The 20,386-nt window shown below is 70.4% G+C and carries 15 protein-coding genes; 1 reads left to right on the forward strand and 14 read right to left on the reverse strand.

All coding sequences use genetic code 11. From position 1 onward, the window contains the following. Positions 1-151: 151 nt before the first annotated feature. From ACFE64_RS04140 to ACFE64_RS04155, 4 genes are read right to left on the reverse strand one after another with little or no spacing between them, the layout of a single operon-like run. Positions 152-580 (reverse strand): DUF1178 family protein, encoded by a 429-nt coding sequence (locus tag ACFE64_RS04140; RefSeq protein ID WP_375391191.1) that lies wholly within the window; start codon positions 578-580, stop codon positions 152-154. Next, positions 577-1,410 carry a carbon-nitrogen hydrolase family protein gene (locus ACFE64_RS04145; RefSeq protein ID WP_375391192.1) on the reverse strand — a complete coding sequence of 278 codons (834 nt, stop codon included), beginning with the start codon at positions 1,408-1,410 and terminating at the stop codon, positions 577-579. Before ACFE64_RS04145 ends, ACFE64_RS04140 begins: the two co-directional genes overlap by 4 nt. Then, positions 1,407-1,664, reverse strand: coding sequence for a glutaredoxin 3 (gene grxC / locus ACFE64_RS04150; protein ID WP_375391193.1), 258 nt, complete (start codon positions 1,662-1,664; stop codon positions 1,407-1,409). The genes ACFE64_RS04145 and grxC overlap by 4 nt, the downstream gene beginning before the upstream one ends. A 31-nt stretch (positions 1,665-1,695) precedes the next feature. Then, entirely contained in the window at positions 1,696-2,418 is a 723-nt protein-coding gene (locus ACFE64_RS04155; protein ID WP_375391194.1) for a ComF family protein, read from the reverse strand. A 46-nt stretch (positions 2,419-2,464) separates the two neighbouring features. Here ACFE64_RS04155 and ACFE64_RS04160 point away from each other — a divergent pair, with 46 nt between their 5' ends. Then, the gene (locus tag ACFE64_RS04160; protein ID WP_375391195.1) at positions 2,465-3,307 is read left to right on the forward strand and encodes a class I SAM-dependent methyltransferase; all 843 of its coding nucleotides are present in this window, start codon (positions 2,465-2,467) and stop codon (positions 3,305-3,307) included. Here the strand turns inward: ACFE64_RS04160 and ACFE64_RS04165 are convergent. The 10 genes from ACFE64_RS04165 to ACFE64_RS04210 all read right to left on the reverse strand — a co-directional run bounded on the left by ACFE64_RS04165 (position 3,304) and on the right by ACFE64_RS04210 (position 20,338). Then, positions 3,304-3,693, reverse strand: coding sequence for a response regulator (locus ACFE64_RS04165; RefSeq protein WP_375391196.1), 390 nt, complete (start codon positions 3,691-3,693; stop codon positions 3,304-3,306). The genes ACFE64_RS04160 and ACFE64_RS04165 overlap by 4 nt on opposite strands. A 62-nt stretch (positions 3,694-3,755) precedes the next feature. After that, complete coding sequence (locus tag ACFE64_RS04170; RefSeq protein WP_375391197.1) at positions 3,756-6,179, reverse strand: ATP-binding protein; 2,424 nt, start codon at positions 6,177-6,179, stop codon at positions 3,756-3,758. Beyond that, a complete protein-coding gene (locus ACFE64_RS04175) occupies positions 6,176-7,429 on the reverse strand; it encodes an EAL domain-containing protein (RefSeq protein ID WP_375391198.1) in 1,254 nt (417 codons plus the stop codon). The genes ACFE64_RS04170 and ACFE64_RS04175 overlap by 4 nt, the downstream gene beginning before the upstream one ends. A 359-nt stretch (positions 7,430-7,788) precedes the next feature. Beyond that, positions 7,789-9,279, reverse strand: a complete 1,491-nt coding sequence (locus tag ACFE64_RS04180; RefSeq protein WP_375391199.1) for an efflux transporter outer membrane subunit — start codon at positions 9,277-9,279, stop codon at positions 7,789-7,791. After that, on the reverse strand, positions 9,279-10,880 hold the full coding sequence (locus ACFE64_RS04185; RefSeq protein WP_375391200.1) for a DHA2 family efflux MFS transporter permease subunit: 1,602 nt from the start codon (positions 10,878-10,880) through the stop codon (positions 9,279-9,281). The genes ACFE64_RS04180 and ACFE64_RS04185 overlap by 1 nt, the downstream gene beginning before the upstream one ends. Further along, positions 10,880-12,070, reverse strand: a complete 1,191-nt coding sequence (locus ACFE64_RS04190; protein WP_375391201.1) for an HlyD family secretion protein — start codon at positions 12,068-12,070, stop codon at positions 10,880-10,882. The genes ACFE64_RS04185 and ACFE64_RS04190 overlap by 1 nt, the downstream gene beginning before the upstream one ends. After that, on the reverse strand, positions 12,067-12,696 hold the full coding sequence (locus ACFE64_RS04195; RefSeq protein ID WP_375391202.1) for a CerR family C-terminal domain-containing protein: 630 nt from the start codon (positions 12,694-12,696) through the stop codon (positions 12,067-12,069). Before ACFE64_RS04195 ends, ACFE64_RS04190 begins: the two co-directional genes overlap by 4 nt. Before the next feature lie 38 nt (positions 12,697-12,734). Further along, positions 12,735-14,207, reverse strand: a complete 1,473-nt coding sequence (locus tag ACFE64_RS04200) for a flavin-containing monooxygenase (RefSeq protein ID WP_375391203.1) — start codon at positions 14,205-14,207, stop codon at positions 12,735-12,737. 219 nt (positions 14,208-14,426) lie between these two features. Beyond that, positions 14,427-18,641, reverse strand: a complete 4,215-nt coding sequence (locus ACFE64_RS04205) for a translocation/assembly module TamB domain-containing protein (RefSeq protein WP_375391204.1) — start codon at positions 18,639-18,641, stop codon at positions 14,427-14,429. Further along, the gene (locus ACFE64_RS04210) at positions 18,641-20,338 is read right to left on the reverse strand and encodes an autotransporter assembly complex family protein (RefSeq protein ID WP_375391205.1); all 1,698 of its coding nucleotides are present in this window, start codon (positions 20,336-20,338) and stop codon (positions 18,641-18,643) included. Before ACFE64_RS04210 ends, ACFE64_RS04205 begins: the two co-directional genes overlap by 1 nt. Between the last annotated feature and the right edge of the window lie 48 nt (positions 20,339-20,386).

Here is a 20,386-nt window from a genome sequence, read left to right on the forward strand (position 1 = left end):
GGAGATGCTGCCGCCTTAGTCGGTGCAGATTACTGGAACGGGACCGAAATTTCCCAACGATCAGAGTGCCCGATCGGGTGGTCCATAGGCACCAACGGCCTAAACTTTACATCAGTGCGATGCGGCCGACGCGGCCGATCCCGAGGGTCGCTCAGTTCAGCTGCTTGGGCGGGGTCACGGGTAGCGGCAGCGGCGCGACCGGCACGCCGTCCGCGACCAGCGCCTTGGCGTCGGCGAGCGTCGCCTGGCCGTGGATGGTCGCGTGCGTCTCCTCGCCCGCATGCATCGCGCGGGCGCGGGTGGCGAACTGGTCGCCCACCCAGGTCGAGTCCTTGAGGGCCTTCGCCTGCTCGGCCGCCAGGGCCCGGATCGCCGCCTTGATCGCGGCCGGGGCGTGATCCCCGCGCGCATTGCCCTTGGCGGGAACGGCCGGGGCCATCGCGGCCTTCGCGACGGTCTCGTCGCCGCAGAGTGGACAGGCGACCTGGCCCGCATCCCGCTGCGCCTCCCAGTCGGCGCTGCTCCCGAACCACGCCTCGAACACGTGCCCTGCCCCGCAGCGCAGGTCGAAGACGATCATGCCCGCGTGACGGCCGGCACCGGCCGGCGGTGGCGCAGCGCGGGGATGCGGGCGCGCACGTCGGCGAGCCGGCCCATGTCGAACTCCACCATCGCCAGCCCGGCCGCGTCGCCCATATCGAGCAACACGTCGCCCCACGGGTCGATCGCCAGCGAGTGGCCCCACGTCTCGCGCCCGTCCGCATGCCGCCCCGTCTGCGCCGCCGCCAGCACGAACGCGCCCGCCTCGATCGCCCGGGCGCGCAGCAGCACCTCCCAATGCGCCGCGCCGGTCGGCCGGGTGAAAGCGGCCGGGATCGCCAACACCGTCGCGCCCGCATCGCTCAGCGCCCGATACAGGTCCGGAAAGCGCAGGTCGTAGCAGATCGACAGCCCGAGCCGCCCGATCGGCGTCTCCACCACCACCGCCGCCTTGCCTGCGGTATAGGCGGCCGACTCGCGCCAGCTTTCACCGCCACCTTCCCTGGACGGCGGCAGGTCGACGTCGAACAGGTGCAGCTTGTCGTAGCGCGCGCGGATCGCGCCCGCATCGTCGATGACGAACCCGCGATTTGCCAGCCGGTCGCCGTGGCGCACCGCCAGACTGCCCAGGTTGACCCACAGGCCATGTCGCGCCGCCGCCTCGCGCACCGCCGCCAGCACGCGGTCGTCCGGCTCGGCGACGATCGACGCGGCCGCCCGCGCCCGGTCGCGGTCGAGCAGGCCGGACATTTCCGGCGTGAACAGCATCGCGGCGCCAGCGTCGGCGGCCTTTGCAACGGCATCGACCAGCACGGCCGCGTTCGCGGCGTGATCGATCCCGCTGGTCATCTGCAGCAGCGCCGCCTTCATGCGACGAGCAGCTTGTCCAGCTCTCCCCGCGCCTCCAGCGCGGCCAGATCGTCCGAGCCGCCGATATGCCGGTCGTCGATGAAGATCTGCGGCACCGTGGAGCGGCCGCCGGCGCGGCCGATCATCTCCTGCCGCTGCGGGCCGCCATAGGTGATGTCGTGTTCGGTCGGGCTGACGCCCTTGTCGCCGAGCAGCCGCATCGCGCGCGAGCAGTAGGGGCAGAACGCCTTGGTGTAGATCTCGACCTTCGCCATGGCGCGGAGGTGGGATCGTCGCCCGCCGCTGTCAATCGCTTCCCGGCAGCACGCGCGCCCAGCAGAGCACCGTGACGCGGCCCGCGCCCGCGTCGAGCAGCGCGGCGGCGCACGCGTCGGCGGTGGCGCCGCTGGTGTGGACGTCGTCGACCAGCAGCACGTGCCGTCCCGCGATCCGCGGGCGCGCCGGTGCGGTCACGGCGAAGGCGCCCGCGACCGCGTCCGCGCGCGCCCGGCCGCTCAGCGCGCGCAACACCGGCGTGCGACGGGTGCGGACCAGTCCACCGCGCAACACGGTCCCGCCGCCATGCCGCGCCACCGCCGCCGCGATCAGCGCCGCCTGGTTGTAGCCGCGCGCCCAGAGCCGCCAGCGGTGCAGCGGCACCGGCACGACCAGCTCCGCGTCGGCGGGGACGTGCCGCGCCATCAGCGCCGCCATGGTCGCCGCCACCCCCATCCGGCCGCCATATTTCAGTTTCAGCGCCAGCCGCCGCGCGATCGGGCCATAGCTCACCGCTGCCCGAACCCCCGCATGGCGCGGCGGCCGGCGCAGGCAGTCGTCGCACATGGCGCCGGGGTGCGGCTGATGGTCGAACGGCAGGCAGCAGGCCGCGCACCAGGGCGGCGCGAGGAACCGCAGCTCGCCCCAGCAGCCGGCACAGAACCGGCCATCCGCTTCCACGGGCACGCCGCAGCCGGGGCAACGCGGCGGCAGCGCCAGCGTCGCGGCGGTGCGGAGAGTAGCCGCGAGCATCGCTGCCTTGTCACCTGCGGGACGGCGGCGCACAAGCCCGCGGCCGATGGAGCCGCCCGTCATCTTCGATCGTGCCGCGCGCCGGCTGCGTCGCGACCGGGCGCAACCCCGCTTCGGCGAGCACGCCTTCCTGCGCGCGGCGATGCTGGAGGGGATCGCCGACCGGCTGGCGACGGTGACGCGCCGGTTCACCGACGTGCTCGATCTCGGCTGCTGCGATGCGGGCTTTCCTGCCCCACCCGGGGCGCAGGTCGCCCGGCTGGATGCGGGCTTCGCCTTCGCGCGCGCGGCCGGCGGCGTGCAGGGCGACGAGGACCGGCTGCCGTTCGCCGACGCGAGCTTCGACCTGGTGGTCAGCGTCGGCGTGCTCGACCAGGTGGACGACCTGCCGGGCGCGCTCGCGCTGGCACGGCGCGTGCTCAGGCCGGACGGGCTGTTCCTGGCCGCGTTCGTGGGAGCGGGCGCGCTGCCGCGGCTGCGCGCGGCGTGGCGGCAAGCCGACCGCGAGCGGCCCGCGGCACGGCTGCATCCCGGCATCGACGTGCGCGCGGCGGGCGACCTGCTGGTGCGCGCCGGCTTCGCCCTGCCCGTCGCGGACGTGGAGGCCCTGGAGGTCGGCTATCCGGACATGGGGCGACTGGTCGACGACCTGCGCGGGATGGCGGCCTCCAACCTGCTCGCCGCGCGCACGCCGACGACGCGCGGCGCGTTCGCGGCCGCTGCCGCCGCCTTCGCGGCGCAGGCCGGCCCCGACGGCCGCGTGCGCGAGCGCTTTCCGATCATCTCGCTCACCGGCTGGGCGCCCGATCCGTCGCAGCCCCGCCCCGCACGGCGCGGCAGCGCCACCGCCTCGCTGGCCCAGGCACTCGGCCCGTTGCCGAAGCCCTAGACGATCAGCCCGCCGTCGGCGTCGCGCGCGAGAATGCGACCCATCGCCTCGAACAGCGCGTCCATCGCCACCGGCTTGAACAGCACGTCGTCGGCTCCCGCTTCCAGGCACCGCTCGCGCAGGTCCGGCGCGGCATCGGCGGTGACGACGATCACCGGCAGCCGCGCCTTGGCGTCGGCACGCGCGCGGATGTGCCCGATCGCGGTCAGCCCGTCCATGCCGGGCATGCGCAGGTCGACGAGGACGATCTGGAACTCGTGCGCGTCGATGAGCGCCAGCCCGGTCGGCGCGTCCTCCGCCTCCGTCATCGTCGCGCCCGCGACGTCCAGCATGTCCTTCACAACCCGGCGATTCATCGGATCGTCCTCGATGAAGAGGATGTTCACCTCCGCAGCACGGCGCGAGACGGACGGGAGACGGACACGATCATTGCAGGCGTGTTATCTTCCTAAGCCGCCTCGGATACAAGCGGGCTGGTCGAATCGCCGTCGCCTTTCTGGCGAAAAATGAGCGCGGCGAGCTTCGCGCCGGTAACCGGCTTGACGATCACCTGCCCGGCGCCATGCCTCAGGAGCGTCTCGCGCTCCGTCTCCGCCGCGGCGGCGGACCACAACAGGCTGATCGGCGCGCCGGCGGAACGCGCCGCCAGCGCCGCGACGAACCCGATCGGATCGGCGTCGGCGCGCGCAGTCGCCTCGTCGGCCAGGATGGCGCAGATGTTGCCCGCGTCGAGGCAGGGCGCCGCCTCGTCGACCGACCCGGCGAACGTGACCGCCGTGACGTGCGGAGCGAAGAGCGTCTTGAACATCGCGCGCGTGATCGGATTGCGGTCGAGCACCAGCAGCGTCTCGCAGCCCGCCGACGCCTCGCAGAGCGGCGCGGGCGGCAACGCCCTCAGCGGCAGCGTCACCGCGAAGGTGGACCCCGCCCCGAGCGTGCTCCGCAGCGATATCTCGCCGCCCATCGCCTGCGCGAGACTGCGGCAGATCGACAAGCCGAGCCCGGTGCCGCCGAACCGACGGGTCGTGCTGGTGTCGGCCTGGCGGAAGGATTCGAACACCGTCTCCTGCTGATCGGGTGCGATGCCGATGCCCGTATCCGCGACTGCGATACGCACGCCCCCATCCTCCTCGCCGGCGATCAGCGAGACGGAGCCGGCGGCCGTGAACTTGAGCGCGTTCGACAGGAGATTGAACACGATCTGCCGCACCCGCGCCGCGTCCCCTTCCACCCGCGCGGGGCATCGCTCCAGGTCGATCGTGAACGCGATGCCCTTGCCGCGGGCCTGCTCCGCCCACATGCGCGATGCGTCGTCCAGCACCGCCCGCAGATCGAACGGCGCCCGCTCGACGCTGAGGTTGCCGGTCTCCATCTTGGCGATATCGAGGATATCGTCGACCAGCGCGCGCATGGTCAGCCCGGCGCCCTGCACCACCGTCAGCCGGTCGCGCGTCGGGCTCGGCAGGGTGCGGTCGGCGAGCATCACCTGGGTCATGCCCAGGATGCCGTTCAGCGGCGTGCGGATCTCGTGGCTGGTCGTCGCCAGGAACTCGGTCTTGGCGGCCAGCGCCTTGCCGAGCGCACCGTTGGAAACCGCCAGGTCGGCGTTGGCCGCGCGCACCTGATCGCGGCTGCGCCGGATCGTCACGAGCCCGATCAGCAGCAGCACGATCACCGTGCCGGTCGTGCCCGCCGCGTCCAGCCACAGCGTCCGCTCGGTTTCCGCGTGTTGCAGCCGATCCTCCAGCTTCAGCCGCGAGATGCGGGCCTCCTGGTTGACCGAGTCGAAACGGGCGGCCATCAGGGCGGTGTTGGTCTGCGTCGCCAGCTTGGTCGCCTGGTCGTCCAGTCGTTTGAGCGCTTCGAGATGCACCAGCGCCTCGTCCGACCGGCCTTCAGCGCGATACACGGCGACCGCCGTCTGATGCGCCTCGCGGAACGGCAGGTCGGTCCGGGACAGATCGACGCCCTCGAACGCACGGTCGATCAGTTGGCCCGCCTCGACGATGCGGCCGTGCTGCAGCGCGGCCTGCGCGGCGACCGCGTCGAGTTGCTTGATGTCGTCGCGTGCCTCGCCCGGCAGCACGCGCGCGCGCGCGATCACCGCATCAGCCTGCGCCAGTTGCCCCGCCAGCAAGTGATTGCGCGCGATGTTGCGCAGGTACTGCGCCTGCACCGCCGGGCTTTTCACCTCGCGGGCATAGCGAAGCGCCTCACGAAACTCGACATTGGCACGCCCGTATTGCGCTTGTTCCTGATAGGCGAGGCCACGAATATTATAGATGGCGAAGGCGAGACCCGGGTCGGTGTGATACGCCTCAAGCGCCTGTTCCAAATAGACCAAGGCTCTGGTGTAATCTTTGGCGTCGACATACAAGTTTGCGAGGCAGATCAGCGATATCGCCTCGCTGCGCTGGATGCCGAGCGCATGGAAGAGGCGATGCGCAGCCTGGAAGTCGGCGAGCGCCTGCGCGGCCTGCAGCCGCTTGCCGGCAATGCTCCCGCGCGTCAGCAGGATGTCCGCTTCCAGCTTCGTGCGCGGGGCGGCGGCACGCGCCAGTGCGAGCGCGCGCTCGGCCAATGGCGCCGCACGTTGCAGGTCGTCGAGGCGGAACCAGGCCTCGCTTTGCAGCCAAAGGAGCATCGCGACGCCGGCTTGGCGCGAGCGCGTGTCCGACAGCGCGGCCGTCAGCGGCCAATCCCGATCGGTGCCGGCGATCACCTGCCGGGGATTGGACAGCATGTCGTTCTTGGCGACGTCCACCGCCGCGTCGAACCTGGCCTGCGCATCGGGTGCGGCGGCGCGGACAGGAACGGCGGTCAGGCACAGCAGGGCGATCAACCAGGCCGTTGCCCGGTTCGGCAGGATCATGCCTGGGCCCGGACGGCAGCTAGTCGGTCCAGCGGCGAGCGCGCCTCATTGAACAGCGAATTGTATCGCTCTTCCCGCAGGTAGACGAGCAACGTCTCCAGCGCGACCGGGCGACTGATCAGGAAGCCCTGTACCAGGTCGCACCCCATGACCGAGAGCAGAGCAAGGGACGTGGACGTCTCCACGCCCTCCGCCACCACCTCCATCTCCAGTGCGTGCGCGAGATCGATCGTCGACCGGACGATGAGCGGATCGCGATGCGAGCTGGACAATTGCGTTACGAACAGCTTGTCGATCTTCAGCTCGCTCGCGGGCAGCTGCTTCAGATAGGCAAGGCTCGACAGCCCCGCGCCATAATCGTCGATCGTGATCGCGACGCCCAGGTCGGCCAGTCGCTGCAGGTTGCGGATCGCCGCTTCGGGCTCGCGAATCACCGAAGTTTCGGTGATCTCGAAGCCGATGCTGGCACCGCTCGCTTCGATCAGGGCGGCTGCCGCGTCGACGAAGTCGGAGTCCGACAGAAGGACGCCGGCGATGTTGATGAAGATGGGTAGTTCATGCCCATTGCGGGCCAGCACGCGCTGATCGGCGATCACCCGGCGGAGCGTCCACAGCGTCATCGGCCCGATTTCACCCGATCGCTCGGCGGCCGGAATGAAATCGCTCGGCAGTACCAGCCCGCGGCGCGGGTGCGTCCAGCGGATCAGCGCCTCGACGCTGGTGATGGCCCTGCGACGCAGATGCAGTTTGGGCTGATACTGTACGAACAGCTCGTCGCGGACGATCGCCTGCCGGAGCTCGTCGCGGAGCACCGACTCGTCGGTCGCATGGAGGATGATTTCCGGCGCGGGCATCACCTCCGGCTTCCCACGTCGGGCCGCGGCCAAGGCGCGTTCGGCGGCCTCGACGAGTTCCACCGCATCTGCTGAGCTCAGCGGCGCGGCAGCGACGCCGAGCGTCAAGGTCAGCCGGCAGGACCTACCGATCGTGCCACTGTCGAACGGAGTGCGCAGGGGGGCAAGCCGGTCTTCCAGCTCCGCGATGTCGGCTGCGACGAGGCCGAGTTCGATGAGGTTGCGCCCGATGGCGGCTACCGTGGCGTCGGGCAAAGCCGCAGCGATGCGTTCGGCGGCCTCCAGCACCAACGCGTCGGCGACATCGGGTCCATGGCGGCGACGCAAGGCGCCGAACTCGACGATCTGGACCAGCGCCAGCGCCTGCAGCCGTTCACCGCGCGGGGCGGCGGGCACACCTCGTTCGGCTGCTGAGCCGGTCCTGCCCTGTTCCCCGTCATTCCGCATGGCCGGAGCCGCGCTACCCGTCATAACTGAAATTGCGGTTAAAGCGCTTTGCGGCAGATTGGCGGATTGCGTTGATATTTACGTTCTGTTAACCATGTCTCGCGGCCTCCACTTGGGCCGCTCGCAAGGGAGACCCCGACCATGCTGACGTTTTTGATCGCGCTGATTTACGGCGAGAGCTCGAAGCCCTGGTAATCAGGCACTCGGCCCGGGGTCGGTAAGCTGCTGATATTTCAGTGCTACGTCGGCGTTCCGGGCCGAATTTCATAAAGGCGGCTTTCGGGCCGCCTTTTTTGTGTTCGTCGCAATCACCTCGGCCCGGCGGCGCCATCCTCCCAGCCGCCGCCCAGCGCCTTCATCAGCGCGACGGTCATCTGGCGTAGCTGCGCATCGCTGCCGGCGAGCTGCTCGCGGGCGGAGAGCACCTGGGCCTGCGCGTCCAGCAGCGTGTTCTGGGCGACGAAGCCGGTGCGGTATTGCGCCTCGCGCGCGTTGGCGGTGCCCAGCGCGTCGTTCACCGCGCGCTGGAGCGTCACGTTGCGCCGCCGCTCGGCGTCGAGCTGCGCCAGCGCGTCCTCCACATCCTTCAGTGCCTGGAGCACCGTCGCCTGATAGCTGACATAGGCCTGCTCGCGGTCCTCGCGGCGCAGCTTCACCGTCGCGCGGCGGCGCCCCCAGTCGATGATCGGGAACTGCACCGCCCCCGATCCGGTCAGCTGCAGGCTGTCGCCAGAGAACAGGTTGCCGAGCGCCGTCGAGATCAGCTGCTCCATGCCGGTCAGGCTGAACCGCGGGTAGAGATCGGCCACCGCGACGCCGATGTCCGCCGTCGCCGCCGCCAGATTGCGCTCCGCGGCGCGCACGTCTGGCCGTCGGCGGAGCAGGTCGGAGGGCAGCCCGGCGGGGATCACCGGCGCGGGCAGGAGTGCCGGCGCGGGCGCGCGCAGCTCGGGCACCAGCGCCGCCGGCGCCTGGTTGAGCAGGATCGCGAGCGCATGGGCGCGCACCTCCAGGTCGGCGCGGATCGGCTCGGCCCGCGCTTCGGTGGTGGCGACCGTCGCGCGTTGCTGGGTCAGATCGGCATTGGGCACCAGCCCGACTTTCGCCTGCTCCTCCGCGATGCCGAGCGAACGCCGCTGCCGCGCCAGCTCGTCGGTGACGATCGCCAGCTGCGCCTGGTCGAGGCGGAGCGCCCAATAGCCCTGTGCGACCTCCGCCGCGATCATCGTCGCCGCGTCGCGCCCGTTCCAGATCGCGGCCTCGGTGCGCGCCACCGCCCCCTGCACGGCGCGGCGATTACCGCCGAACACGTCCAGCTCCCAGCTTGCATCGAACCCGAGCGCATAGGTCGTGACGCTGTCCCCGGGCAGCGCGATTCCGCCGCTCGACCCGGACCCGCCGGCCGCTCCACCGCCCGATCCCCCGCCGCCGCCGCCGAACTGCTGCGCCAGCGTCGCCAGCCCGGCATTCTTGCTGAAGTGGATATAGGTCCCGTTTGCATCGGCGTTGAGCATCGGCTTGCCGCCGGCACGGGCGATGATCTCCTGCAACCGCGCCTGCCGCACCCGCGAGGCGGCGATCCGCACGTCGGGATTGTCCCTCAACGCCCGCTCGATGAGGCCGGTCAGCAAGGGATCGCCGAACGTCGCCCACGGCCGCGCCAGATCGACCGAACCGCTGACGGCTGGCTGCGGATCGACATAGGCAGGCGGCGTCGCCGCCTCGGGCGGGCGATAGTTCGGCCCGACGGTGCAGCCCGCCAGCAGCAGCGCCGTCGCCAGAAGTGCGGGGCGGCGCATCAATGCGCTCCCTCGGGCGCGCCGCCGCCAGAGCTCTTGCGCATCAGGAACACGAACGGCGTCACGATGATCACCAGCCACATGAGCACCCAAAACACGCTGAGGAATGCCTGCATCGACGCCTGCTGCCCGATCGTCTGGTAGAGCGCGCCGAGCGGAGCGGACGCGCCGCTACCGCCCGGTCCGAGCACGCCTTGCGCGCTTGCCAGCCAGTCGTTGTAGGCGGGATTGAGCGGCTGCGCGAATTCGACCAGCCTTGATTGGTGGATCTGCTGCTGGTGCGCGAGCAGCGTCTGCGCGGTCGAGATGCCCAGCGTCCCGCCCAGGTTGCGGAAGACGTTGAGCAGGCTGGACGCCTGCGCCGTGTCGCTCTGCTTCAGCCCCTCATAGGCGACCGCGTTGATCGGCACGAACAGGAACGGCAGCCCCGCCGCCGAGATCAGCCGCGCCGTCGACGCCTGCCAGAAGGTGATCTCGGCGTTGAGGTGACACATGTACCACAAGGACGCGATCTGCACGCAGAAGGCGCTGACCAGCAGGATGCGCACATCCATCCTGCTGCTCAGCACGCCGGCGATCGGCACCGCCAGCAGCGTCGCGATACCGCCCACCGTCATCGCCAGCCCCGCATCGAGCGCGCTGTAGCCGAGCACCTGCTGGAGCATCTGCGGGATCAGCTGGGTCGTGCCGAACAGCACCAGGCCGGTGATCATCATCACGATCAGCGTCATCGAGAAGTTGCGGTTCTTGAACAATCGCACGTTCACCACGGGATCGCGCTGCCCCAATTCCCAGATCACGAGCGCGATCAGCGCGACGACGCACACGATCGCGGTGGTCACGATCATCGGGCTCGCGAACCATTCCTCGCGCTCGCCGCGGTCGGCGGTGATCTCCAGGCAACCGAGCCCCGCCGCGATGAGCAGGATGCCGACCCAGTCGACGCGGACGCCGCGCTTCGTCTTGGCGTCGCGGTCCTTCTTGACCTGATCGGGCTCGTCGACGAACAACTGGACCAGGAACACCGCGGCGATGCCGACCGGCACGTTGATCAGGAACACCCAATGCCAGCTGGAGTGCTCGGTGATCCACCCGCCCAGCGTCGGCCCGAGCACCGGCCCCACCACGACCACGATCGCGAACGCGGCGAAGGCCATCGCGCGCTGGCGGGGGGGAAAGGTATCGGCGAGCATGGACTGTTCGACGGGCGCGAGCCCGCCCCCGCCGATGCCCTGCGCGATGCGCGCGAGCACCAGCACCTGCAGGTTGGGCGCGATCCCGCACACGAAGGAGGCGACGGTGAACAGGATGATCGAGATCGTGAAATAGCGCTTGCGCCCGATCGTGTCGGACAGCCAGCCGCTGATCGGGATCACGATCGCGTTGGCGACCAGGTAGCTGGTCAGCGTCCAGGTCGCCTCGTCGGACGAGATCGACAGGCCGCCGGCGATATATTGCAGCGCGACGTTGGCGATCGAGGTGTCGAGCACCTCCATGAAGGTCGGGATCGAGATGATCGCGACGATCAGCCACGGATTGTAGCTTCCCGCCGCCGACCGGCTCGGCGTCCAGCCGTCGCTCGCGGACGCGGCCGAGGCCATCAGCGCACCTTGACGGTCGGAATCACCGACATGCCGGGGCCGATCGGGTAGCGACGCGGGTCCGGATCGTTCCGGTCGCGGTCGTGATCGAACACGATCCGCACCGGCACGCGCTGCACCACCTTGACGTAATTGCCGGTCGCGTTCTGCGGCGGCAGCAGTGCGAAGGCCTGGCCCGCGCCGCGCTGGACCGAGTCGACATGGCCGCGGAAGGTCACGCCCGGATAGGCGTCGACCTTGATCTCCACCGGCTGACCGATCTTCATCAGCGTCAGCTGCGTCTCCTTGAAGTTGGCCGTCACCCACATCTCGTCGGGCACCAGCGCCATCAGCTGCGTGCCGGGCGCGACATAGGAGCCGAGATTGACCTGCCGGTTGACGATCTGGCCGGAGACGGGTGCGGTCAGCCGCAGGTCGCCGAGCGTGACGCCCGCCTGCTTCACCTGCGCCTCGCGGGCGCCGATCCCGGCCTGCGCGGCACGCGCCGCGCGCTGTGCGACCGTCACCTGCGCCTGGGCCGAATCGACCTGACGTCGTGCCGCGCGCGCGTCCGCCGCCGTCGAGCGCGCGGTGGCGCGCGCCTGATCGAGCTGCTGCGCGGCGACCGCGTTGGGATCGAGCCGGAGCAGCGCCTGATAGCGGGCGAGGTCCTGCTGCGCCTTCACCGCGTCGGCCAGCGGCCCGCGCGCCTGCGCCTCGGCCTGGCGGCGCGACGCGACGGCGGAGCCGATCTGTGCCACCGACTGCTGATATTGCGCGCGCGCCTGCTCGACGTTCGCCTGCGCCTGCGCGAGCTGCGCCTCGGGCCCGGACGGCTCGATCACCGCCAGCAGCCGGCCCGCGTCGACATGGCGATTGTCGAGGTTGGCGATCTGCACGATCTGGCCGGCATTCTGCGCCGAGATGCGGACGATATGCGCGTCGACGAACGCGTCGTCGGTCGATTCATACTGCCGCGCGTGCAGGTAATAGAGAGTGCCGCCGATGACGAGCGCCAGCACGAGCGGGATCAGGATGAGCCAGAACAGCGGCCGCTTGTAGAGCGGCGGCTTCTTCGGCGCATCGTCCTTGTCATCGCCGCCCTCGTCCTGCTTGGCGGGCTGGCCGCCCTCGCCGGACTGCTGGGCCTCGGCCTCACCGGCCTCCTGCTGCCGGCCGTCTTCCTGGTCCTTGTCGTCCCGGTCGCTCATTGCTGCTCCTCGGCGACCATGCGGTCGAGAATGGCGTCCATGTTGCTGGTGATGCGCGCCTTGAGCGTGTGCAGCGTCGGCGCGTCCAGTTCCTCAACCTCGAGCAGGCGCAGCACCGCGGCGCGGCTGGCGCGCACCGCCATCGCCTGGCCCATCAGCGTCACCGTGGCGATCCGCGCCGCCAGGCCCGGTGCGCCGGTGGCGACGCAGACCAGATCGGCCAGCCGCTTCATCAACTGCCCCATCATGCCGGCCCAGATGCGCTCGAACGCCTCGCCGGGCGAGTATTGCTCGCGCAGGATGAAGAGCGAGGAATCGGCCGTATCGTCACCCGCCATCTTCTCGACCAGTCGGCCGATCAGCCGGTGCAGCGCCGCGCGCGCGCCCTCGGCATCGTCCTCCCCCACGCCCGCCTCGGCGGCCAGCGCGTCCGCCATCTCCTCGGCCATGTGCTGGGCGATGTGATCGGCGGCGGCGAGATACAGCCCGTCCTTGCCGCCGTAATGATAGGTGATCGATGACATGGCGGTGCCGGCCGCTGCCGCGATGCCGCGCGTGCTCGCGCCCTCCAGACCCTTCGCGCCGAACTCGCGGATGGCGATGTCGAGAAGGCGGCCCTGTGACACTCGGCCTGACTAGTTCGATCGAACGAACATCGCAAGCCTTACGCCGCCCGCCTCTCCGCGATCGGTGCCGGATCGGCGAACTCCATCGCATCGTCGACCGAGCCGAAGCGGAGCGCCATGATGTCGAGCGCGTAATTCTGGTTGAGCTTCCACGGTTTCTTCGAGCCCTGCTTGGGCAGCCGATCGGCGGCGCGCTGGATATAGCCGGAGGTGAAATTGGCGAAAGGCTCCGGCGTCAGGGTCGGATCGGTGTTGCGCGGCGTCGCGATCGCCTTGCGGCGCTTGGCCATGACGTTGAGCAACCGGCAGACATACCGCGCGACGAGGTCCGCCTTCAGCGTCCAGGAGGCGTTGGTGTAGCCGAAGGTGAAGGCCAGGTTCGGCACGTCGGAGAACATCATGCCCTTGTACTGGAGCTTGTCGGCCAGCGTCACCGGGGCACCGTCGACGGTGAAGGGCACGCCGCCCATCAGCGCGATCTCCAGCCCCGTCGCGGTGACGATGATGTCCGCCGGCAGGGTCTGTCCCGAGGCGAGCCGGACGCCTTCGGGCACGAAGCGGTCGATCGTGTCGGTCACCACCTCGGCGCGACCGCCCTTCAGCGCCTGGAACAGGTCGGCGTCGGGCACCAGGCAGAGCCGCTGGTCCCAGACATTGTAGCGCGGGGTGAAATGCTTGGCGATGTCATAGTCGGGGCCGAGATGCTCGCGCACCATGCCGAGCAGCCGCTGCTTCGTCTCCTCCGGCTGCTTGCGCGTCATCCGGAAGAAATACATGCCGAACAGCACGTTCTTCCAGCGCGTGAGACCGTAAGCGAGCTTCTTCGGCAGCTTCGCCCGCAGCCAGTTGGCGACCGAATCCTCGGCCGGGCGCGAGACGACATAGGTCGGCGAGCGCTGGAGCATGGTGACGTGGGCGGCGTCCTTGGCCATCTCGGGCACCAGCGTCACCGCCGTCGCGCCGCTGCCGATCACGACGACGCGCTTGCCGGCATAGTCGAGGTCCTGAGGCCAGAATTGCGGGTGGACGATGCGGCCGGCGAAGTCCGCCGCGCCCGCGAACGCCGGCGCGTGGGCGCGCTCGTAGCTGTAATAGCCCGAGCACATGCACAGGAAGCCGCAGGTGAAGGTGAGCGGCCCGTCCGGCCCGGTCGCCGTCACCGTCCAGCGCGCGTCGGGGGTCGACCAGCTCGCGCCCGTCACCTTGATGCCGAAGCGGATGTGCTTGTCGACGCCATGAGTCTGCGCGGTGTCTTCGACATAGGCGCGGATCGAGGGGCCGTCCGCGATCGCCTTGGCCGCCGTCCAGGGATGGAAGGAGAAGCCCAGCGTGTGCATGTCGCTGTCCGAGCGGACGCCGGGATACCGGAACAGGTCCCACGTGCCGCCCATCCCGGCGCGCGCCTCCAGGATCACATAGCTGCGGTCGGGGCAGCGGGTCTGGAGATGATGGCCCTGGCCGATGCCGGAGATGCCGGCTCCCACCACCACGACGTCGAAATGCTCGGCCATCTTTGTCTCGCCCGCGTTCGGTTGCTGGGCGGGACCTAACGTATCCCGCCTCCCCCGTCACCCCAGCCGTGTGCCGCTATCCCGCTGTCGACGCATCTTGCCAAGCCAGACCACGGGTCAGGCCCGCCGCGGCAAAGCCGCGTCGTCGGTCGGAAGCTACGCTCCGCCGGCCGGGCTTGCCCGCGTGGCGCGCAGCGTGCGCGCTCTCGCGATCTGCGCCTAATAGTCCTTAGAGAACTTCAGCTTCGCGTCGTTGCCGCTCTGCGAGCCCGCCGAGGTGAGCAGCTTCAGCCACTTGGTCAGCGCGATCTCCAGCTGCGTGGCGGTGTAGCCGCGCGCGTCGGTGACGATTTCCACATAGATGTTGTCGGTGATGTACTTGCCCGCGGCGAGGCCGGTGCCGCCGCCGGTCTCGCCGGCGCCGACCACGCGCAGCCGGTCGAACCCCAGCGACGAACGCAGCTTGCCGAGCGGGTTGAGGCCGCCGCCGCTCGACGGGCGCAGCGAATTGAGCGCCGCCGCCAGCTGGATCGCCTCGGTCGCCGACAGATTGGCGGGGCTGGTGCCGAACAGGAGCCGGCTCAGCACCTCGTCCTGCGGCAGCGTGGGCGTCGAGGTGAAGGCGATCTGCGGATGGTTGCCGGTGCCGCTGATCGCGATGTTGGCGGTGATGCCGTTCGCGTTGGTGGTCGCCAGGATGTCGATGTCGGGGTCCGACAGCGCGCCGCCGCGCAGCCGCACGCGGCCGCGCGCCACGTCAAAGCGTTTGCCCGCGAAACTGTAGGTGCCCTTCACGATGTCGAGGCCGCCGGTGACGACCGGCGCCGCCGACGTGCCGGCGACGCGCAGGTCCAGCTGCCACTCGCTGTCCAGCCCCATGCCGGAGACATAGATCTGGTTGGGCGCGCTGATGTGGAGCGCCAGGCGGAACAGCCCGACGGGCGCCGGCGCCGGCCGGTCGGTCGGGCGCGCGACGTGGACGTCGCTCTTGCGGCGCACGCCGGTCAGCTCGGGCACCTGCGCGGCGCCCTGCTTGACGATCGCGTAGCGGGCCTCGGGAATCTGCAGGTCGCCCTCGATCAGCCCGCCGCCGCGCCCGTTGGTGACGTGGAGGTTGCCGGTGGTGGTCGCCTCCAGGCTGCCGCTCTTGGCGAGCTGCGCGTTGGCGAGGGTCGCGCGGAAGTCGATCGGATAGCCCGAGTCCGCCGCGAACCCGATGGAGCCCTGCGCATCCAGCGTGCCGTCACCGGCCCTGGCGTGGAGCTTGGTCAGCTCCAGCCGGTCGTTGGTGAAGCGGCCGGCCATCTGCATCTGCGACAGGCGCGTGCCATAGGTCTCGTTGTCATAGGTCAGGCTGTCGGCCCGGATCAGGCCGTTGAGCCGCGGCGCGGCGACCCGCCCGGCAAAGTCGGCGGCGACCGCGATCGGTCCGGTCAGGCTCTGGTTGGGCAGCGCGGCGAGGCTGAACAGCACCGCCGACGGGCCGTTGTAGCGGATGCCGCCGCCGAGCGGCGCGTTCATCACCCGCTGCATCCAGCTGCCGCCGCCGCCCAGCGGCCGCATCGTCGCCAGCAGCCTGCCGACGACGGTCGGGCCGCGGCGCACCAGCGCGCGCGCCTCGGCGCCGCCGCCGTTCAGCTGGCCGGCGAACAGCACGTCGACCGGCTCCGACACCGCGGCGAGCCCCGAGCGCTGGAAGTTGGCGATCGTCACGCGCGCATCGGCGGTCGGGATGGCGGTGCCGCGCTGCGCGTAGTCGACGCTGCCGGTCGCCTGGCCCGACACGCCCAGCCCCGGCACGAACGCCGACAGGAAGGAGAGATCGAGCCGGTCGAGCCGCGCCTGCGCGCTCGTCGTGCCGCCGCCGAACGCGCCCGCGAACCGCGCCGAGCCACCATTGGCCCCGCCGAAGTCGAGCCGCGTCGGCTGCAGGCGATAGCCCCGGCCCTGCGCCACGATCCGCGCCGGATTGGCGGTGCGGAACGGAATGCCGTTCGCCTGCCCCTGCGCCGCGATCAGATAGTTGCCCGGCGCGAGCTGGCTGTTGATCGCCACCCGGAACGGCACGCCCGATGAGCCGGTCAGCAGCGCCTGCGCGGTGCCGCGACCGCCGGTATAGTTCACCTTCACCCGCGCCGCCTGGATGACGACCGCGTTGTAGCGCGTGTCGGCGAGCTGCGCGTCGGCGACGATCGACGGCGCGCGGGGATAGAGCACGACATGCGCGTCGATCAGCGCGCGGCCGATCGTGACGTCATACTTGCCCGGCGTCTTGTAGTTGGCCGCGCGCGCGCTGACGTCCGCGCGCTGCGAGCCGCCCTGCGACGCCAGCCGGACATTGCCCGACAGCCCCTGACCGGCGAAGGTCAGCGCGCCCGCGAACGGCCCGGCGGCGGTCTGCACCACGCGGCCGCTCGCGGCGACGCCGGCGAAGACCACGCGATGCACGTCGACCGCCAGCTGCGCGCCCGGTCGCACCACCACATCGGCGGTGAACGGACCGTAATCGGTGCCGCCGCTCGCGGTCACCGCGTAGGCGCCGTTCCGCCCGACGACGTGCGCGTCGAGGTTGGCGAGCCCGACGCCCAGCCCCGGCCGCGCGGCGTGCAGCACCACCACCGGTGCGGTCGCGGTGCCGGCCACGCGTGCGGAAAGCGGCCCATATTGGGTGGAATAAGCGTCGGCATCGACCGCGACGCGGCCCGAGGCCGGGTCGAACCGCCCCTGCCCGCGCGTCACGCGGAACTGTGGGGCGTTCAGCCGCAGCCCGCTGAAGGTGACGACGCCCTCCGGACTGTAACCGATATCGGCCCGCAGCACGGCGTTGCCGCCCAGGAAGTTCCTCACGCCCGCGTTGAACAGCTGCTTGGTGTTGGCGACCACCCGCCCGGTGATGCCGAAGCCGCCGCGCGCGCCGGGCACCAGACGCGCGTCGGTCGTCAGGTCGATGATGCCGATGCTCTCGACGCGGTAATTGTTGATCCGCCCCTTGAGCGCGCCGGTGTAGCGCCCGGTCGTCACGTTCGCGACGACGATCGCGGTCGCGTCGATGTTGTCGGAGCGGATGCGCAGATTGTCCGACAGGATGTTGGGCATCGAGATCGCGAAATCGCCGTTGATCCGGACGTTGTTCGCCAGCCCGCCGACCGCCGCGTTCAGCCCGGTCACGCGCCGCGCGCGGGCGTTGACCGGCACCAGGATACGGTCGCTGTTCACACGCGCCAATCCTTCGGCATAGAGGTCCTCGACGCCCATCGTGCCGAACGCGATCCGCGCGGCGGCAACCTTGTAGTTCACCGTCGGCGTCGCGAAGTCGCCGTCCAGCACGATGCGCGCCGACACGTCGCGCCCGGCCAGGTTGGGCAGGATCGCGCCCGGCGTCAGCAGCCGGGCGTCCACGGCGAAGTTGCCGAACTTGCTCGCCGCAAGATCCAGCATGCCGCCCGCGTCGACGGCCAGCGCGCTCGACGCGAGCTTGATCCGGGTGTCCGCCTTGCGCTGGTCCAGCGTCACGTCGGCGGCGACGGAGAGGAAGGGCCCGGTCAGCCGCTCGACGGGCCCCTGCAGGTAGAGCCCCGGCCGCGTCTGCCCGCGCACCTCGATGTGCCCGCTCTTGGCCGTCACGCCCAGATTGGCGAGCTGCCCGCCGCCGAGCGTCGCGATCGCCTTGCCCTGCCAGCTCGACCAGCTGCCGCGCCCGTCCACCGTGGCGGTCAGCGGCGCCTTCAGCCCGGCGAGCGAGGCGACCGCGCCGCCGACCGGCGCGGCGAGTTTCAGGTTCACGTCCAGCTTGTCGGCATCCGGCACCGCGTCGAGCACCAGGTGGAGCGTGTCGCCGCCCGCCACGCCGGCGCCGCGGATCGCGGCGGCGTCGACCGTCAGCTGGGCGCGGCGGTCGGCGATATGGGTCTGGCCGTCGAGCCCGACGATGTGGACCTGTCCGCTCACCGGCTTCGCCACCACGAAACGGCCGACGTGCAGATGGTTCACGTCGATATCGAGGTTGGGCAGCGTCGGTGCGTTCGGGTCGCTGGGAGTGACCTTGAGCGCGGGCCTGCGCTGCAGGGTGACCAGATCGGTGTCGAGCGCGCGCACGTCGACATGGTTGCGCACGAACGCGAACGGCCGCCAGTCGACCGCCAGGCGCGGGCTGGTCAGGAACACGCCCTTGGGATCGGCCACGCGCACGTCGGACAGGATCATGCGGCCGTAGAGCGAGCCGTCGATCCGCCCCACCCTGATGTTCAGCCCCGACGCGGTGGTGTAGCCGCCCAGCTGGTCCGCCACGAAGCGGCGCCCCGGATCGGTGTTGATCCCGAACACCACCAGCAGCACGAGCACCAGCAGGGTCGCCACCGCGATCCCGAGCCACTTCAGGATCCGCTGCCCCAGCGGCCGACGCTGCTCGACGGTGATGGTGCCCTCGTCCGCCATCAGAAGGCCTGCCCGAGACTGAGGTAGAGCGCGATCTTGCCGTCGCCCTTGCGCGGGTTCAGCGGGGTCGCGACGTCGATGCGGAACGGCCCGAAATTGGTGTAGAAGCGGCCGCCGATGCCGGCCCCGAACTTCAGGTCGCTGCCCTTCGGGAACACGCTTTCATAGGCGTTGCCGGCATCCACGAACGGCACGATGCCGAAATTGCCGAAGCGATAGCGCGCCTCGAACGCCGCTTCGTTCAGCGAGCGGCCACCGACCGGATCGCCATTGGGATCGAGCGGCCCCAGCCGCTGATAGCCATAGCCGCGCACCGACCCGCCGCCGCCGCCATAATAGCGCCGCGACGGCGCCAGATCGTCACGGTCGATGCCGAAGATGGAGCCCGCGCGCAGCCGGGCGGCAAAGATCAGGCTCGGGCTGAACGACTTGTAGATCGAGCCCTCGATCATGGTCCGGACATAGGGCTGCGCGGAGCCCTGCACCGAGCCCTCCGGGCTGAGGTTCAGCTTGAGCCGATAGCCCTTGGTCGGGTTGAGCAGGTCGTCGGACCGGTCCCACTGGATCTGCCCGGGCAGCGCGACGATGCCGTAGGTGCGCCGCACCCGCTCGCCGCGCCCGAAATCGTAGACGCTCTCGTTCGTGCCGACGAGCTCCCCGCCATAATAATAGGTGATCGGCTTCTGCCAGATCGGCGTCGAATCATAGCTCCAGCGCGCCGACAGCGTGAAGGTGAAGGCGTTGAACGCGTCGTAATTGCTGTGATCGGCCGACGCGACGGCGGTGAAGGTGCGGTCGCGCTTGCCGGCATTGGCGCGGCGGAACGTGCCCGACAGGCCCTGCTCCTGCGTGCCCGCGATGATCGAGGCGATCAGCGCGCCTTCGGGCGGCCACAGGTTGCGATGAGTGAAAATGCCCTCCAGCCGCGCGCCCTCGCCGGTCGAATAGCCGAGCGTGCCGCCGATCGACCGATCCGGGCCCTTGGTCTGCTGGACGAGCAGGTCGACCTGCTCCGTCCCGTCCGGGTTGAGCCGGCCGGTCCGCTGCGGCGTCACCGCGAGGCCGGAGAACAGCCCCGTCGCATTGAGCGCGTCGCGCAGGTCGTCGGTCTGGCGGCTGTCGTAGAGCTCGCCCTCGTCGAAGCGCGGGAAGACGTTGAGATGGTCGAGCCCGAACACCGGGTCGCCGGCGGTGGTCAGCTTGCCGAACCTGGCGCGCGGGCCGGGATCGATCGGCAGCGTATAGGCGCCGGTGGGCGTGCGATCGTCGAGCAGCACGTCGCGGTCGCCCAGCTTCAGGAACGGATAGCCCCGCTGCGGCGCGAGCAGCTGCAGGTTCGCCTCTGCGCCCTGGATGCGCGCCGCCTCGATCGGGTCGCCCTGCTTCAGCGCGAAATTGCCGGTCAGGAGATCGGGCGGCGTCACCACCGGCGCGTCGAGCGTGACCGCGGAAAGCGCGTAGAGCGGTCCCGGCGTGGCGGTGACGGTCACCTTGTAGCGCACCGGCGTGCCGGGCGCGGGGGGGTTAGCCTCGACCACCGACACCGCGCTGCCGTCATAATAGCCGAGCGACTTGAGCAGGCGCACGGCGAGCGCCTCGTCCTCCTTGGCGCGCGCCTGGATCTGGACGCCGTTGGCCGCCTTGCCGTGACCGTTGCGCAACGCCGACAGCGCCTTCCACTGCCCCTCCAGCTTCACCTTCTCCAGCCCGGTGACGACCGTGTCGTAACGGACGGCGGGAGGGTT

Source organism: uncultured Sphingomonas sp., from assembly GCF_964250165.1.
GTDB lineage: Bacteria > Pseudomonadota > Alphaproteobacteria > Sphingomonadales > Sphingomonadaceae > Sphingomonas.